Raw genomic sequence first — 16,022 nt, forward strand, 5'->3', positions numbered from 1 at the left:
CGCCCGGTCGGACGAACCGGACACGGCGTCGCGGCCCTACGATCGGGCGCATGAGCACCTCGGCCGAGCCGGGGCGGACCTGGCCCCTGGTGGGCCGTGCCGCCGAGCTCGACGACCTCGACGACCTCCTGTCGACCGCGGCCGACGGCGTGGGCGTGACGGTGCTCCTGGAGGGCGAGGCCGGCGTCGGCAAGACCAGCCTGGTCGACGCCATCCGCGGGTCCGCCCGGCTGCTCGACGTCGAGCTGCGCACCGCGCGGGCGTCCGCGATGCGGGCGTGGCCGTACGCGCTGCTCGCCGACGCCCTGGTCATGGGTCCGGGGCGCAGCGCCGGTCGTGGCCCGGTCGAGACGGAGCTCGCCGACCTGCTCGACGCGATGTACGCCGACCCGTCCCACTCCGTCGCCCGGTACGCGCGCGCCGGCGAGCTGTTCGCCGCCCTGCTGCGCCGGCGCGGCGACTCCCGGCCCTGGGCCCTCGTGCTCGAGGACGTGCACGAGGCCGACGCCGCCTCGCTCGAGGTCCTGCTGCAGCTCGCGCACGAGGGGGCCGTGCCGCGCGCGCTCGTCGTGCTCACCATGCGTCCCGTGCCGTACCGGCCGGAGCTGGCCGAGGTGGTCGCCGCCTGGACCCGGGCCGGCGCGCGGTACCTCGAGCTGCGGCCGCTCAACGCACGGGCGACGATCGAGCTCGCGGAGAGCCTCGTCGGCGGACCCGTGGGCCCCTCGCTGCGCGGCACGCTGGCGACGACGGGCGGCAACCCCCGGCTGGTCGCCGACGTCGTGCGCACCGCGCGCTCGGCGGGCGCGCTGGTCAACGCCGACGGCGTGCTCGACTGCAGCGGCGAGCGGTGGCTGACGCCGCTCGACGAGGTGGTCCGGCGGCGCGTGGAGTACCTCGGTGCCGACGTGCTCACGCTGCTCGGGCAGGCGTCGGTGCTGGGCACGTCGTTCGTCATCGCGGACCTCGCGACGCTGTCCGGGGACACCGTCGCCGACTGCTGGCGGACCCTGCGGCACGGGCTGGCCGCGGGGGTGGTCCGGGCGCGCGGCGACCGGCTGGTGTTCGGCCACGACCTCGTGCGCGGCGCTCTGTACAACGGGCTGGACCCCGAGCAGCGGCGGGCCCTGCACGCCCGCGCCGCCTGGGCCCTGCGGCAGGCCGGGGCGCCGTCGCAGATCGTCTCGGGTCACCTCGAGCGCGCGCGCTGAGCGGGATCGCTGCCTAGCGTGGGACCGCGGGCGGCGGTCGCCCGCCCCGTCCACACCCGAGGAGCACCATGGCCACGCGCACCGCACGAACCGCTTGGAACGGGACCCTGCAGGAGGGCTCCGGACAGGTCGAGCTGTCGAGCTCCGGCGCCGGCACGTTCGACGTCTCGTTCCCCAAGCGGACCGCCGACGACGCCGGGGGGACGACGAGCCCCGAGGAGCTGATCGCCGCAGCGCACTCGTCGTGCTTCGCCATGCAGCTCTCCGGCGTGATCGCCGCCGCCGGCGGCACGCCGATCGCCCTCGAGATCAGCGCCGACGTCACCCTGCGTCCCGACCCCGCCGGCGGCCTGCGCATCTCGGGCATCGTCCTGACCGTCCGCGGCGAGGTCGAGGGTCTCGACGCCGCCGGCTTCCAGGCCGCCGCCGAGAACGCCAAGGCCACGTGCCCGGTGAGCAAGGCGCTGACCGGCACGGAGATCACGCTGCACGCCTCGCTGGCGTAGCCCTCACGGGCAACGTCCGAGCATCCGGTCGCCAGGGCGCTCCCTTCCTCGGACGTCCGCACTCGTGGGGGTCCCGACCTGCACGAGTGCGGACGCTGCCGCCGGCGATCCCGCGACGTCCGCACTCGGACGGGTTCTGGGCCGCTCGAGTGCGGACGTCCCCGGTGCGATGACCACGCCTCGGTGACGTGTGCGGGGGAGCGCGTCGCCGATGGGAGACTGCCCCCGTGGTGGCCGTGACCGAGACCGTGGCAGGGGACGTGGGCAGCGCCGACGTGGTGCAGGCGCTGCGGTCCGCGCTGCGCGGGGTCGTCGACGACAGCACCCGGCGCCGCGCCGAGTACTCGACCGACGCGTCGAACTACCGCGTGGTCCCGCAGGTCGTCGCGTTCCCGCGGGACACGGACGACGTGCTCGCGGCCCTCGCGGTGACCCGGGAGCTGGGCGTCCCGCTGACCGCTCGTGGCGGCGGCACGTCGGTGGCCGGCAACGCGGTGGGCACGGGCGTGGTGCTCGACTTCTCGCGGCACGTCAACCGGATCCTCGACATCGACCCGGACGCGCGGACCGCGCGCGTCGAGCCCGGCGTCGTCATGGCGAGCCTGCAGAAGGCCGCCGCACCGCACGGGCTGCGGTTCGGGCCGGACCCGTCGACGCAGGCGCGCGCGACGCTCGGCGGGATGATCGGCAACAACGCCTGCGGCCCGCGCGCGGTGGCCTACGGGCGGACCGCGGACAACGTGCTCGCGCTCGACGTGGTGGACGGGACCGGCCGCCGGTTCGAGGCGCGCTCGGGGGCCGGTGCGCTCGACGTCGTGCCGGGTCTCGACGCCCTGGTCCGCGCCCACCTCGACGTCGTCCGCACGGAGCTGGGCCGGTTCGGCCGCCAGGTGTCCGGCTACTCCCTCGAGCACCTGCTGCCCGAGAAGGGGACCGACCTGGCCAAGGCGCTCGTCGGCACCGAGGGGACGGTGGCCACGCTGCTCGGCGCGACCGTGCGCCTCGTGCCGATCGCCGCGGCCCCGGTGCTCGTGGTGCTGGGCTACCCCGACATGCCGACCGCGGCCGACGCCGTCCCCGCGCTGCTCGCGCACGCGCCGCTGGCCATCGAGGGGATGGACTCGCGGCTGGTCGACGTGGTCCGCCGCGTCCGCGGTGCCGCCGCCGTACCGCCGCTGCCGGCCGGGGGCGGCTGGCTCATGGTCGAGGTCGGCGGGGACTCGCTGGACGAGGCGATGGACCGGGCGCGCGCGCTCGCGGCCGACGCCGGGACGACCGCCGTCGGCCTCTTCCCGCCCGGGCCGGAGGCCGCCGCGATGTGGCGGATCCGCGAGGACGGCGCCGGGCTCGGCGGCCGGACCCCGTCGGGCGAGCAGGCGTGGCCCGGGTTCGAGGACTCGGCGGTGCCGCCCGCGCAGCTGGGCGCGTACCTGCGCGAGCTCGAGGCGCTCATGGCGTCGCACGGCGTGGACGGCCTGGCGTACGGGCACTTCGGCGACGGCTGCGTGCACCTGCGCCTCGACATCCCGCTCGAGCGCTCGGGCAACCCGCTGCGCGCGTTCATGACCGACGCCGCGGCGCTCGTCGCGAGCCACGGCGGGTCGTTGTCCGGCGAGCACGGGGACGGCCGCGCGCGCTCCGAGCTGCTGCCCGTCATGTACTCGGCCCAGGCCATCGACCTGTTCGGCGCGTTCAAGGACCTGCTCGACCCGCACGACCTGCTCAACCCCGGCGTGCTCGTGCGGCCCCGCCCGCTCGACGCCGACCTGCGCCGGCCCTGGGCCCGCCCGCTGCTCGCCGACGGCCACGGCTTCTCGTTCGCGCACGACGCCGGCGACCTCACGACCGCGCTGCACCGCTGCGTCGGCGTCGGCAAGTGCCGCGCGGACAGCACCACGACCGGCGGGTTCATGTGCCCCTCGTACCTGGCGACGAAGGACGAGAAGGACTCGACCCGCGGCCGGGCGCGCGTGCTGCAGGAGATGGCCAACGGCACGCTCGTCGCCGGCGGCTGGGGATCGCCCGAGGTGCACGAGTCCCTGGACCTCTGCCTGTCCTGCAAGGCGTGCTCGTCCGACTGCCCGGCGGGCGTCGACATGGCTCAGTACAAGTCGGAGGTGCTGCACCGTACATATCGCGGGAAGCTGCGCCCGACCTCGCACTACGCCCTCGGCTGGCTGCCCCGCTGGGCCCGGCTGATCACCGGCGTGCCCGGTCTCGCGGCGCTGACCAACGCCGTGCTCGGCGTCCGCCCCGTGGCGAAGGTCGTGCTGGCCAGCGGTGGCATGGACACGCGTCGCCAGATGGTCACGTTCGCCCGGCAGCCGTTCCGCGCCTGGGTGCGCGGCGAGGGCCGGGACGCCGTGACCCTGACCGGGCGCGACGGGGGCGACGTCCGCGCGAGCGAGCGCCCCGGCCACCAGTTCCAGGGGCGTCCGGGCAAGGGGACCGGGGGCTCGGCGGGCAGGCGCCCCCGGGTCGTGCTCTGGACCGACTCGTTCTCCGACACCCTGTCGCCGTCCGTCGCGCAGGCGGCCGTGGCCGTGCTCACCGACGCCGGGTACGAGGTGCTCGTGCCGCAGGGCAACGCGTGCTGCGGCCTCACGTGGATCAGCACCGGCCAGCTCGACGGCGCCAAGAAGCAGCTGACCCACCTGCTCGGTGTGCTCGGGCCGTTCGCGGTCAACGGCATCCCCATCGTCGGGCTCGAGCCGTCCTGCACCGCGGTGCTGCGCTCCGACCTGCTGGACCTGCTCCCCGACGACCCGCGCGCCGTCGCGGTCGCCCGCGAGACCCGCACGCTGGCGGAGCTGCTCACCGCCCCCGCGCCGATCGGTCCCGGCGACCGCTGGCAGGTGCCCGACCTGTCCGACGTCACGGCCGTGGTGCAGCCGCACTGCCACCACTACTCGGTGATGACCTGGACGGCCGACCGCCGCCTGCTCACGGACGCCGGCGCGCAGTTCTCGGCGCTGGCCGGCTGCTGCGGGCTGGCCGGGAACTTCGGCATGGAGAAGGGGCACTACGACGTGTCGGTCGCGGTGGCCGAGAACGCCCTGCTGCCCGCGCTGCGCGACGCCGCCCCCGGGGACGTCTACCTGGCCGACGGCTTCTCGTGCCGCACGCAGGCCGACCAGCTGGCCGGCGTGCAGGGGATCCACCTCGCCGAGCTGCTGGCCGCGCACCTGCCGGGCCGGGTGGGAGCGCCCGGCGGTCAGGGCGTCGGCGTGTAGCTCCGGACGGCGTAGCAGGACTCGTCGTCGACCGCGCGAGGGTCCGGGTCGAACTCGACCCACGTCGGCACGCCCGTGACCGGGTCGTAGGTGACGTCCTTCGCGCCGCTGGTCGGGTCCTGGATCCGGTCGATCAGGTCGTCGATCGTGGGCGTGACCGCGATCAGGGTGGACGAGCTCTCGAAGCTCTGCCCCTCGATCGCCGTGATCTTCCCATCCACGACCGTCACGACGAACGTGCCGATCCCGCCGCGCTCGCCGCACGAGGAGGCCAGCTCGTAGGTGTAGTCCTGCGACGCGTGGGCCGCCCACGCGGAGGACGTCGGCGCCGGCTCGGCCGGGCTCGCGCAGCCGGTGATCCCGAGCGACACCCCGCACAGCACGGCGGCGGGCAGGCGGCGGCGGACCATGGACGCAGACGCTACGACGACCGCGGACGCCGCGGGCCCGGAATGGACACGCCCGTTCCGGACAGCCAGGCTGGGCCGCATGCTCGTCGCCTTCTCCGTCGCCCCGCTCGGTGCGGGCGAGTCCGTGACCGCCGCCGTCGCCGATGCCGTGCGCATCGTCCGCGAGTCCGGGCTCCCCAACCGCACCGACGCCATGTTCACCACGATCGAGGGTGAGTGGGACGAGGTGATGGACGTGGTCAAGCGGGCCACCGAGGCGGTCGGCCGGCACGGCAACCGGGTCAGCCTGGTGCTCAAGGCCGACATCCGGCCGGGGCACGACGGCGAGCTGACGGGCAAGGTCGAGCGGGTCGAGTCGGCGCTCACGAACGGGTGACACAAGCGGCCCACCGGACGTTCCGGACGGCCGGAAACCGGACCATCCGGGTGATGTGACCGATCTCCCGCGACCTCGTCGGACGGACGGGCTGACGGGCTCAGCGCGCTGTGGGACAGTGTGGTCGCGAGCGCGCCGGCCGGGGTGCGCGGGCGCATGACGGCACGCGGAAGGCCAGGACAGATGCCCATCTTCGAGCTCGACGAGGGCCGACCACGCCTCGTCCAGCCGATGCAGCCGCTGACCGGATCGTTCGCGCAGGAGTGCGCGGCACTGCTCACCCACCACCTCGCCGCGATCGCCGGCGAACCCCTGTTCGCCGTCCGGTCCCGCACGAACGCGCCCGACCACGCCGACCTTCCCGAGCTGCTCGCGCTCGACGCCACCGGCCGGGCCGTCGTGATCGACGTGGTGCAGGTGGTCGACGACGACGCCGTCATCGCGGCCCTGCGGCACGCAGGTGCGGCGTCCCGCATGACGACGACGGACCTGGCCCGCGCCTACCACCCGGACCCCAGCCGGTTCGCGGTCGACTTCGCGGCGTTCCGCGAGCAGGCGGCGTTCGGCACCCAGACCAACCGGCGCGAGGGCGTGCGGCTCGTGCTGCTCTGCTCCGAGGTCGCGGCCGAGGCGGGCGACACCCTGGGCTTCCTGCGCGGACCCGGGCGTCACGTGGACGTGCTTCAGGTCGGCGTCGTGCGGGGCGTCGACGACCGCCGGCTGCTCGACGTGTCGCCGCTGGCCACGCACGAGGGTGCCCGCCGGTCGGTCGAGCCGACCGCGCTGCGGCTCGTCCGCTCGAGCGAGGGCTTCACGGCCAGCGCGCCGTACGAGCCGCGCATCACGCTCGGGACGCCCGGCGGGGGAGCGCGCAAGCCGGTGTCCGGCGAGCTTCGCGCGGTCACGCCGCCGCCCGCGCCGCCGGGACCGCCCGCCCCGACGCCGCTGCGCGCGCCCGAGCCGGCAGCCGAGCAGAAGCCGCGCCCGTCGACCGTGCACGAGGCTCCCACCACCCTGACCCCCGTGGTCGGCCTGCGGTTCGGTGCCGAGCAGGTGGTGCCGCGGGACGACGACGAGGTGGCCGGTCCGCGCCCGTTCGCGCCCGTGCCGGCCCCGGCGCCGCTGCCCGTGTCGTCGAGCTTCCCGACGCTGCCCGCCCCTCCGCAGGCCACCGAGGAGATCGCCCCGGTGCCGCCGGAGCGGCCCGACGGCCACCTGCAGGCCCTGCCCGAGCTGGCGACGCTGGCCAAGAGCCGCCGCGCGATCACGACCCTGGTCTGGGTCCGGGCCCGCCGCGGCCAGCGGCTGGTCGCCATGCTGCGCACGGACGGCCTGCTCGAGCTGCCGTCCGGCGAGCTGTACGCCGAGCCGGACGACGCCGCCTCCGCGGCCGTGAGCGCCGAGAACCCGGTGGACGGCTGGCGCGCGTGGCGGCTGGGCGAGGGCGGTCCCACGCTGGCCGAGGCCACGGGCATCCTGCGGCCCTGAGCCCGCTCAGCCCCACCCGTACGCGGCGGCCCAGCGGTCGATCTCGGCGTAGAAGCGGTTGCGCACCGGCAGGGGCGAGAGCGACAGGTCGTGCAGCCCGTCGCGGATCCGGACCACGGTCACGTGCGTGCCCAGCTGCACTGCCCGGCGCGCCAGCAGCTCGACGTCGAGCACCACGTCGGCGTGCCGCATGTCCTCGCTCCAGCGCGGGCTGATCACGGTCCGGCTGGAGGCCAGCATGAGGATCGGCTGCTCGACGGACAGCCCGCGGGCCACGCGGCCGTGCCCGGTCATGACCGCCTGCAGCCAGCCGGCACGGACGGGGAACGAGGGCGTCGGCCGCCAGCGGGTGTCGTAGGTCCACTCGCCGCCGCTGTCGCTGCTCAGCGTGCGCGCGTAGTAGCCGGGGTCGATGTTGGGCAGCGGCGCCTTCGGCTGGAACCGGGCGATGCGCGCGACGGCCGGCCCGCTGATGTGCCGGAGCACCGACGACCCCTGCAGCTCGAGCCACGGGCTGTTGAGCACGAGTCCGCTGAGCTCGTCGGGGTGCCGGTGTGCCCACAGGGCGGCGATGAGCCCGCCGGTCGAGTGGCCCATGATCATGACCCGCGCGCGGACCCCGAGGTCGCCGCGGATCACGTCCAGGGACGCCTCGATCTCCTCGTCGTACACGTCGAGGTCGTCGGCGTAGCCGGGGGTCTGCCCGGGCCGCAGGCTGCGGCCGTACTTGCGCAGGTCGAGGGCGTAGAACGCGGCGCCCCGGGCGTGCCAGTACTCGGCGAGCCCGGTCTGGAAGAAGTAGTCCGACCAGCCGTGGAGATAGAGGATCGCGCGGGACGGCCGCAGCGGCTCCGGCGTCGGCGGCGCGTAGCGCACGAGGCTCGCGACGACGTCGCCCTCGTCGTCCGGCCGCAGCGCGAGCGTCCGCACGCGGTAGTCGGGGCCGAGGACGTCCTGCGCCCACTCGTCGCTCAACCGCCGCCTCCCGTCCGCCTAGGGCTCGAGCACGATCTTGCCGAACTGGGTCCCGTCCGCCAGCCGCCGCACGGCGTCGCGCGCGTCCGCGAGCGCGAAGGTCGAGTCGACCAGCGGCCGCACGCCCGTCCGGGCGAGGAACGCGAGCAGGTGCTGCAGGTCGTCGCGCGTCCCCATCGTGGTGCCGACGACGCTGATCTCCTGGAAGAAGATCCGCGTGAGCTCCGCCGGCTCCGCGTCCCCGCTGGTGGCCCCGGCGACGACGATCGTGCCGCCCGGCCGGACCGAGCGCACGGAGTGCGACCAGGTGGCCTTGCCGACGCTCTCGAGCACCACGTCGGCGCGCGGCACCCGGGCCCCGCTCTCGACGGCGGCTGCCGCGCCGAGCGACAGCGCCTGCGCCCGGCGCTCCGGCGAGCGGCTGGTGACGAAAATCTCGAGGCCCGCGGCGGCGCCCAGCAGGATCGCCGCCGTGGCCAGCCCGCCGCCCGCGCCCTGCACCAGCACGCGCTGGCCGGGGGTCGCGCCGCCCGAGCGGAAGAGCATCCGGTAGGCGGTGAGCCAGGCGGTCGGCAGGCACGCGGCCTCGACGAACGAGAGCTCCGCCGGCTTGTCCACCAGGTTCCAGGTGGGGACGGCGACCTGCTCGGCCAGCGTGCCGGGGTAGCGCTCCGAGAGCAGGCTGCGCGGCTCGTCGGCCCCCACGCCGTGCCCCGACGGCCCGCCGATGACGCCGTGCACCACGACCTCGCGGCCGTCGGCCGTGACCCCGGCCGCGTCGGTGCCCAGGATCATCGGCAGCTGCTCGGCCCGGATGCCGACGCCGCGCAGGGTCCACACGTCGTGGTGGTTGAGGGCGGCGGCGCGGACGTCGACCACCGACCAGCTCTCGCGCGCCACCGGGGCCGGCTGCTCGCCCACCTCGAGGGCGCTGACGGGGTCGTCGGACGAGAAGCGGGCGGCGTAGGCGGCGATCACGGGCCCAACGTATCGGCCGCCGACCGGTGGTGTGATGCTGGGCGCGTGACCTCCAGCGCCGTCATCACGAACGTCGTCGCCGAGATGGACCGGGTGCGGTCCGGCTGGTCGCCGCACGACGGGCTCGGGGTGTTCCTCGACGTGTACCGCCAGGTCACGGCCCTCGTCGCGACGAAGGTCACCGACCGCACCTTCGCCGACCGCGCCTTCGTCGAGGACCTCGACGTGCGGTTCGCCGGCCTGTTCCTCGACGTGCCTCGCGACCTCGCGGCGCACCGGCCGGTGTCGAAGGCCTGGGAGCCCCTGGTCGAGCGCCGCACCACCCCGGGCCTGCTGCCGATCCAGTTCGCGCTCGCCGGCATGAACGCCCACATCAACCACGACCTCGCGCTGGCCGTCGTCGCCACGTGCCGGGCCCGGCGCTCCACCCCGGAGCACGGGTCGCAGCATGCCGACTTCGAGAAGGTCAACGCGGTGCTGGCCCAGGTGGTCCGACCGATCCGGCAGTCGTTCCTGGACGAGGAGGTGGTGCGCCTCGGGGCCGCCGCGTCCCCGGTGGCGGACCTCGTCTCGAACTTCTCGATCGACCGGGCGCGCGACGCCGCGTGGGTCTCCGCCCTGACGCTCTGGCACGTGCGCGACGTGCCGTTCCTGGCCGCCGCGGCCCGTGACACCCTCGCGCGGACGGTCGGCCTGGTCAGCCGGCAGCTGCTCACCGTCGTCGAGGCTTGAGCTTGCCCCGCGGCAAGGCCCTAGGTTCACGGGCATGGACGACGGGCTGCTCACGGTCGGTCAGCTGGCCCGCCGGGTCGGGCTGACCACCAAGGCGCTGCGCCACTACGACCGCATCGGGCTGCTGGCCCCGGCGCAGGTCGACCCGGTGACCGGCTACCGGCTCTACGGCGCCGACCAGGTCGCCGCCGCGCACCTGGTGCAGGTGCTGCGGTCGGTCGACGTGCCGCTGGACCAGGTGCGCGCCTGCCTGGCCGACGGGTCGGTGGTCCCCGGCGTGCTCGCCCAGCACCGACGTCGCCTCCAGGCCCGGCTGGACCGGGTCCGGGGCCAGATCCACCGCACCGATCACCTTCTCGAGGACGGAGCCCCCATGACGGACACGCAGAGCACGACGAGCACCGACGAGCGGCAGCTCGCCATCGACCTGTTCAACGGGGTCTGGCGGCTGCTCGAGAACGAGGACCGCTCGGTCGAGGACGACGACCGCATGGTGCACATGGCGCACGCGTCGCGGTACCACTGGGGTCAGGTGGGTGCGCCCGAGAACCGGAGCCGCGGCGAGTGGCAGGTGTCGCGGGTGTACTGCGTCCTCGGCCGGGCGGAGCCGGCGCTGCACCACGCCCGCCGCGGGCTGGAGATCTGCCAGGAGCACGGCCTGGTCGACTGGGACCTCGCGTACGCCTACGAGTCGCTGGCCCGCGCGCACGCCGTCGCCGGCGACACGGAGCAGGCGCGCGCGTGGACCGAACAGGCGCTGGCCGCGGCGGACGAGATCGCGGAGGACGACGACCGCGAGCTGCTGCTGTCCGACCTCGAGTCGGTCCCCGGGCAGCCGCGGTTCTGGTGACGGCGGGCCGTCGTCAGAGGATCGGCAGCATGCGTCCCAGGTCGGGCACGGCGTCGGACGTGTAGCGCGGGTGCAGGGCCTCGGCGAGAACGTCGACGTCGTACGGCTGCCGGCCGGCGGCGAGACGCACCCACGTGCGGGCGTCGGCGACCTCCAGGCTCCAGCCGCCGCGCGCGACGACGATCTCCAGCAGCGCGTCGGCCACCAGACGGAGCGCGCCCGGCTCGACGGGGTCCGGCCCCCGCGGGACCGAGCGGGCGAGGTCGTCCGCGTGCACCACCAGCTCGACCACGCGCGACACCGCCATGGTGCTGAGCAGCACGGGGCCGCGGCGCGCCTGCACCACGCGGTCGTCGGGACCCAGCTCGTCGAGCCGCGCGAACGCCGCCTCCGCGCGGGCGTCGACCTCGGCCAGCGGGTCGTGCGCGATCTCGGCGGCGAGGGTGCGGGTGGTCTGCGCGATGTCCGCGGCCCGGTCGGCGTAGGTGCCGACGTACTCGCCGAGGCTCAGCGGCACCGTCCCCTCGGGTACCGGCACGCACACGGCCAGCGCCTCCATCGCGCGGCCGAGGTGCGCGACCAGCTCCGCGACCGTCCAGCCGGCCAGGACCGAGGGGTCGTCGGCGACGTCGGCGTCGACCACGTCCCCGACCCAGCGGCGCAGCAGGTCCCACTGGGCGTGCAGGGCGGTGCGGGCGTCGGCGAGCTCTCCGGAGGGCATGGCGCCCATCGTGCCGTACGGGTTATCGCACGGCGTTCTGCTCGAGGAACTCGCGCACGTACGAGCCCACGAGGTCCTCCTCGATGAGGAAGCCGTCGTGCCCGTAGTCGGAGTGGATCGTGTGCAGCGACGCGCCGGGGATGCCCGCGGCGATGCGCTCGGACTGCGCCGGCGGGAACAGCCGGTCGGAGTCGACGGCGATGACCAGCGCCCGCGCCGTGATCGCCCCGAGCGCCTCCGCCACGCCCCCGCGGTCGCGGCCCAGGTCGTGCGTGATCATCGTGCGCGTGAGGATCACGTAGGTGTTGGCGTCGAACCGCCGCGCCAGCTTGTCGCCGTGGTGGTCGAGGTACGACTGCACGGCGAACCGCCCGCCCTCCAGCGGCTCCTCGCCACCCTGCGGGATGCGGCCGAACCGCGTGTCCAGCTCGAGCGGGCTGCGGTACGTCTGGTGCGCGATCTGCCGCGCCAGGCCCAGGCCGACGTGCGGCCCCTCGCCGGCGGGTGCGTCGTAGTAGTCGCCGTCCCGGTAGTGCGGGTCGGCGCGGACGGCCGCCAGCTGGGTGTGGAAGCCGGCGATCTGGTCGCCCGAGGTCTGCGCGGCGGTCGCGATCGCGGCGATCGCCTCGACCCGCTCGGGCGCGCTCGCGGCCCACTCGAGGACGCGCAGGCCGCCCAGCGAGGCGCCGATGACCAGCGACCACGAGTCGATGCCGAGCAGGTCGGCCAGCCGGATCTCCGCCGCGACCTGGTCGCGGACGGTCAGCAGCGGGAAGCGGCTGCCCCAGGGGCGTCCGTCCGGGCCGGCGCTCGACGGGCCCGTCGAGCCCTGGCAGCCGCCGAGGACGTTGGGCGCGACGACGAACCAGCGGTCGGTGTCGATGGGCGCGCCCGGGCCCACCATCGACTGCCACCACCCGGCGGTCGGGTGGCCCTCGCCCGCCGCCCCCGTGACGTGCGAGTCGCCGGTCAGGGCGTGCAGGACGAGGACCGCGTTGGTGCCGTCCTCGTTGAGCTCGCCCCACGTCTCGTACGCCAGCCGCACGGCCGGCAGGCGCCCGCCGGACTCGAGCTTGAGCGGCCCGAGGTCGGCGAACTGCCGACGCCCCACCGGGTCGCCGTCGCGCCAGGCCGCGCTCGCGGGCACCGGCGGGCGGCCGGTCTCGGGCGCGCGGGTCGCCAGCGTGCGCGGGCGGGCGGGGGACAGGGTCAGGTCGGGCACGTGCTTCCCTTCGCGGTGCGCCGCCGGGCCGTCGGAACCCGTGGTGGGCTCCGACGGCGTCGGCGGCGTCGTGCTCATGCGCGGTCAGGCACCCTTCGCGGCGCGGAAGCCGGCGTCGAGGTCGGCCAGGATGTCGTCGATGTGCTCGATGCCGACCGCCAGCCGGACCAGGCCGGGGGTGACGCCGGACAGCGCCTGCTCCTCGGGGGTCAGCTGGCTGTGCGTGGTCGACGCCGGGTGGATGACGAGCGAGCGGACGTCGCCGATGTTGGCCACGTTCGAGTGCAGCTCGAGCGCGGAGACGAACGCCTGACCGGCCTCCGTGCCGCCCTCGAGCTCGAATGCCAGCACCGCGCCCGCGCCGCGCGGCGCGTACTTGAGCTGCGCGGCGTGCCACGGGCTGGACTCCAGCCCGGCGTAGTGGACCTTGAGCACGTCGTCGCGCGCCTCGAGCCACGCGGCCACCTTCGCGGCGTTCTCGACGTGCCGCTCGACCCGCAGCGAGAGCGTCTCGATGCCCTGCGCGATGAGGAACGCGTTGAACGGCGAGATGGCCGGGCCGATGTCGCGCAGCAGCTGCACGCGCGCCTTGAGGATGAAGGAGAGGTTGACGCCGAAGATCCCGCCGACGCCCAGGTCCCGCGCGAACACGAGGCCGTTGTAGGACGGGTCGGGCGTGTTGTAGTTCGGGAACCGCTCCGGGTGCTGCGCGAAGTCGAACGAGCCGCCGTCGACGATGACGCCGCCGATCGCCGAGCCGTGCCCGCCCAGGTACTTGGTCGCCGAGTGCACGACGATGTCGGCGCCCCACTGCAGCGGGTTGATCAGGTACGGCGTGGCCACCGTGTTGTCGACGATGAGCGGCACGCCGGACTCGTGCGCGACGCCGGCCACGAGCTCGATGTCGAGGATGTCGGACTTGGGGTTGGGGATCGTCTCCGCGAAGAACAGCTTGGTGTTCGGGCGGACCGCGTCCTTCCACGCCTGCGCGTCGTGCGGGTCGGTGACGAACGTCGTCTCGATGCCGAGCTTGGGCAGCGTGTAGTGGAGCAGGTTGTACGTGCCGCCGTACAGCGACGGGCTGGCGACGATGTGGTCGCCCGCCTCGGCGATGTTGAGGATCGCGAGCGTCTCGGCCGCCTGGCCCGACGCCACGAGCAGCGCGCCGACGCCGCCCTCGAGGCTGGCGATGCGGTTCTCGACGACCTCCTGCGTGGGGTTGCCGATGCGCGTGTAGATCGGGCCCAGCTCGGCGAGCGCGAAGCGCTTGGCGGCCGTCGCGGCGTCCGGGAAGACGAACGACGTCGTCTGGTAGATCGGCAGCGCGCGGGCGCCCGTGGTCGGGTCGGGCTCCTGGCCGGCGTGGATCTGGCGGGTCTCGAAGTTCCAGCTCTCGTTGCTCACGGTCTCGTTCTCCTCGGAAGGTCTCTGCAGGGGGATTCCGCGGAGGGGCCTCGGGCAGCCGACGTCCGTCCCGCGGAGGGGGAGGGGAGTGGCGCACGGGTCGAGCCGTGGCTCGGGCGGGTGTCAGGTCCGTCCGGAGAGGACGGCGACCTGCCCGCGGGCACAGCCGAGCGTGCGCTGGGTCAGCGACACATTCGGCGGGACATGGGGCGAGACTAGGGCGCCGTGTCCGGGGGATGGAACAGGCGTCTCACGGTTCGGACGGTCGCGGTCTCGTCCTCGTCCTCGGTCGCGCGCGTGCCGATGCTCCCTGGGGTCGCCGCGCGACCTCGGACGTGGCGAACGGGTGATTCGTCGCCGATCGTGTCGGGTTCGTCCCAAACCACACGCGTGTGACTCGTGGGACTGGTGTGACAGATGTTCTCTTCTGAGGTTTCCGCAGGTAGCGTCCTTCGAGGACGGCCGCCCGGAGGCCGTGCGTCGACGTCGGGGAGGACGTACAGGTGAGCTGGAGCGGGACCACGCGCAGGGCCTCTCGGGGCCTGGTCGCCGGCGCGCTCGTCGCCACCCTGCTGGCCGCGGGTGCGTCGAGCGCCCTGGCCGACCCGACGCCGCCGTCCCAGCAGGACGTCGACCAGGCCAAGGGCGCGGTCAAGAGCGCCGAGCGCTCGGTCGCGTCGATGGAGGTGCGCCTCGCCCAGCTGAGCGCGCAGACCGACGCCGCCGACCTCAAGGTCGCGCAGGCCGGCGAGGCCTACACGCAGGCCCTGTCGGACGCGGACGCCGCCCAGCAGGCCTGGGACGACTCGGTCGCCCGCTCGAAGGCCGCCGACGCGCTGGCCGAGGACGCCCGCCGCCAGCTGGTCGCCATCGCGCGTGAGGTCGCGCGCTCGGGCGGCTCCAACGACCTGCTGCAGGCCATGCTCTCGGCCGACGGGTTCCAGGACGTCGCCCGTCGCACCACCGCGCTGGACCAGATCACCGGCAAGGCCGACCGCGCGGTCCAGCAGTACCGCGCGACGCAGCTCGTCGCCACCACGCTGGCCACCCGCGCCGCCGACGCCGCCGACGAGGCCAAGGCCGCCAAGGCAGCGGCCGCCGACGCGCTCGCCGCCGCCGAGAAGGCCCAGTCCGACGCGGTCGCCGCGCAGGCCTCCGCCGCCGCCGAGCGCGACAGCCTGATCACGTCGCTCGCCGCCGCCCGCCAGACCAGCGCCGCCGTCGAGCGCGAGCGCCAGGACTTCCTCGACCAGCAGCGCCGCGACCGCGAGGAGGCGGCCGCCAGGACCGCCGCCCTGCGCCCGCCCGCCGTCGTGGTCTCCACCCCGCCGGCGACGACGAGGCCCCCCGCCTCGGGCGGCACCACCGCGCCGCCGACGACCACCACCCCGCCGGCGACCACGACGCCGCCCGTCACGACCCCGCCGGTCACGACGACGCCCCCGGTGGTCACCACCCCGCCGCCCGCCACCCCCACGCCTCCCCCGGCCACCACCCCCGCGCCCCCCAAGTACGGCCTCGGCACCGGCACCTCGCGCGGGTCGGCAGCCGGCGGCGCCGCCGCCCTGGCCTGGGCGCAGACCAAGATCGGCCTGCCGTACATCTGGGGCGGCGTCGGCCCGGCCGGCTACGACTGCTCCGGCCTGACGATGACGGCGTGGCGCACCGCCGGGGTCAACCTCGCGCGCACCACCCGCGACCAGTACAAGCAGGTGCTCAAGATCAGCTACAACGAGCTGCGCCCGGGCGACCTGGTCTTCTGGTCCACCGACCCGAACAACGCCGACGCGATCTACCACGTGGCCATCTGGGCGGGGAACGGCCAGATCATGGAGGCGTCCAAGCCGGGCGACCCCCTGCGAGTCACCTCGATGCGCTGGGGCAGCACGATGCCCTACGCGGGCCGCCCGTAACCC

Annotated in this window: 14 protein-coding genes; 8 read left to right on the top strand and 6 right to left on the bottom strand. The window is 75.0% G+C overall.

Going from position 1 to position 16,022, the window contains the following annotated elements; genetic code table 11:
* The first annotated feature begins 50 nt into the window (after positions 1-50).
* The 3 genes from AB5970_RS02510 (at position 51) to AB5970_RS02520 (ending at position 4,950) form a co-directional block, all read left to right on the top strand.
* Positions 51-1,211 (top strand): AAA family ATPase, encoded by a 1,161-nt coding sequence (locus AB5970_RS02510; RefSeq protein ID WP_370502316.1) that lies wholly within the window; start codon positions 51-53, stop codon positions 1,209-1,211.
* 68 nt (positions 1,212-1,279) lie between these two features.
* Positions 1,280-1,717 (top strand): OsmC family peroxiredoxin, encoded by a 438-nt coding sequence (locus tag AB5970_RS02515; RefSeq protein WP_370502317.1) that lies wholly within the window; start codon positions 1,280-1,282, stop codon positions 1,715-1,717.
* Between the two features lie 227 nt (positions 1,718-1,944).
* The gene (locus AB5970_RS02520) at positions 1,945-4,950 is read left to right on the top strand and encodes an FAD-binding and (Fe-S)-binding domain-containing protein (RefSeq protein WP_370502318.1); all 3,006 of its coding nucleotides are present in this window, start codon (positions 1,945-1,947) and stop codon (positions 4,948-4,950) included.
* Here the strand turns inward: AB5970_RS02520 and AB5970_RS02525 are convergent.
* Entirely contained in the window at positions 4,932-5,360 is a 429-nt protein-coding gene (locus AB5970_RS02525) for a DUF6174 domain-containing protein (protein ID WP_370502319.1), read from the bottom strand. The genes AB5970_RS02520 and AB5970_RS02525 overlap by 19 nt on opposite strands.
* A 79-nt stretch (positions 5,361-5,439) precedes the next feature.
* On the opposite strand from AB5970_RS02525, the gene AB5970_RS02530 reads away from it, so the two are divergent.
* The gene (locus AB5970_RS02530; RefSeq protein WP_370502320.1) at positions 5,440-5,736 is read left to right on the top strand and encodes an MTH1187 family thiamine-binding protein; all 297 of its coding nucleotides are present in this window, start codon (positions 5,440-5,442) and stop codon (positions 5,734-5,736) included.
* A gap of 183 nt (positions 5,737-5,919) precedes the next feature.
* The gene (locus tag AB5970_RS02535; RefSeq protein WP_370502321.1) at positions 5,920-7,224 is read left to right on the top strand and encodes a hypothetical protein; all 1,305 of its coding nucleotides are present in this window, start codon (positions 5,920-5,922) and stop codon (positions 7,222-7,224) included.
* Between the two features lie 6 nt (positions 7,225-7,230).
* Here AB5970_RS02535 and AB5970_RS02540 read toward each other — a convergent pair whose 3' ends face one another.
* On the bottom strand, positions 7,231-8,199 hold the full coding sequence (locus AB5970_RS02540) for an alpha/beta hydrolase (protein WP_370502322.1): 969 nt from the start codon (positions 8,197-8,199) through the stop codon (positions 7,231-7,233).
* A gap of 18 nt (positions 8,200-8,217) precedes the next feature.
* Complete coding sequence (locus AB5970_RS02545; RefSeq protein WP_370502323.1) at positions 8,218-9,177, bottom strand: zinc-binding dehydrogenase; 960 nt, start codon at positions 9,175-9,177, stop codon at positions 8,218-8,220.
* Between the two features lie 45 nt (positions 9,178-9,222).
* Here AB5970_RS02545 and AB5970_RS02550 point away from each other — a divergent pair, with 45 nt between their 5' ends.
* A complete protein-coding gene (locus AB5970_RS02550; RefSeq protein WP_370502324.1) occupies positions 9,223-9,909 on the top strand; it encodes a DUF5995 family protein in 687 nt (228 codons plus the stop codon).
* Positions 9,910-9,943: 34 nt separating this feature from the next.
* Positions 9,944-10,759, top strand: a complete 816-nt coding sequence (locus tag AB5970_RS02555) for a MerR family transcriptional regulator (RefSeq protein ID WP_370502325.1) — start codon at positions 9,944-9,946, stop codon at positions 10,757-10,759.
* Positions 10,760-10,772: 13 nt separating this feature from the next.
* Here the strand turns inward: AB5970_RS02555 and AB5970_RS02560 are convergent, their stop codons facing one another.
* From AB5970_RS02560 to AB5970_RS02570, 3 genes are read right to left on the bottom strand one after another with little or no spacing between them, the layout of a single operon-like run.
* A complete protein-coding gene (locus tag AB5970_RS02560) occupies positions 10,773-11,480 on the bottom strand; it encodes a maleylpyruvate isomerase N-terminal domain-containing protein (protein WP_370502326.1) in 708 nt (235 codons plus the stop codon).
* A gap of 22 nt (positions 11,481-11,502) precedes the next feature.
* Positions 11,503-12,780 (bottom strand): homoserine O-acetyltransferase MetX, encoded by a 1,278-nt coding sequence (gene metX, locus AB5970_RS02565; protein WP_370502327.1) that lies wholly within the window; start codon positions 12,778-12,780, stop codon positions 11,503-11,505.
* A gap of 6 nt (positions 12,781-12,786) precedes the next feature.
* A complete protein-coding gene (locus AB5970_RS02570; protein ID WP_370502328.1) occupies positions 12,787-14,106 on the bottom strand; it encodes a bifunctional o-acetylhomoserine/o-acetylserine sulfhydrylase in 1,320 nt (439 codons plus the stop codon).
* Positions 14,107-14,609: 503 nt separating this feature from the next.
* On the opposite strand from AB5970_RS02570, the gene AB5970_RS02575 reads away from it, so the two are divergent.
* Positions 14,610-16,019, top strand: a complete 1,410-nt coding sequence (locus tag AB5970_RS02575; protein WP_370502329.1) for an NlpC/P60 family protein — start codon at positions 14,610-14,612, stop codon at positions 16,017-16,019.
* Positions 16,020-16,022 lie beyond the last annotated feature (3 nt).

The sequence above is a fragment of the Cellulomonas sp. ICMP 17802 genome (assembly GCF_041295535.1).
In the GTDB taxonomy this organism is placed as follows: Bacteria; Actinomycetota; Actinomycetes; order Actinomycetales; family Cellulomonadaceae; genus Cellulomonas.

What these genes read in the sequence shown, in the direction of transcription:
- AB5970_RS02535 (WP_370502321.1), top strand. Translation starts at nt 5,920, where the DNA reads ATGCCCATCTTCGAGCTCGACGAGGGCCGACCACGCCTCGTCCAGCCG.
- metX (WP_370502327.1), bottom strand. Translation starts at nt 12,780, where the DNA reads ATGAGCACGACGCCGCCGACGCCGTCGGAGCCCACCACGGGTTCCGAC.
- AB5970_RS02560 (WP_370502326.1), bottom strand. Translation starts at nt 11,480, where the DNA reads ATGCCCTCCGGAGAGCTCGCCGACGCCCGCACCGCCCTGCACGCCCAG.
- AB5970_RS02515 (WP_370502317.1), top strand. Translation starts at nt 1,280, where the DNA reads ATGGCCACGCGCACCGCACGAACCGCTTGGAACGGGACCCTGCAGGAG.
- AB5970_RS02510 (WP_370502316.1), top strand. Translation starts at nt 51, where the DNA reads ATGAGCACCTCGGCCGAGCCGGGGCGGACCTGGCCCCTGGTGGGCCGT.
- AB5970_RS02555 (WP_370502325.1), top strand. Translation starts at nt 9,944, where the DNA reads ATGGACGACGGGCTGCTCACGGTCGGTCAGCTGGCCCGCCGGGTCGGG.
- AB5970_RS02530 (WP_370502320.1), top strand. Translation starts at nt 5,440, where the DNA reads ATGCTCGTCGCCTTCTCCGTCGCCCCGCTCGGTGCGGGCGAGTCCGTG.
- AB5970_RS02525 (WP_370502319.1), bottom strand. Translation starts at nt 5,360, where the DNA reads ATGGTCCGCCGCCGCCTGCCCGCCGCCGTGCTGTGCGGGGTGTCGCTC.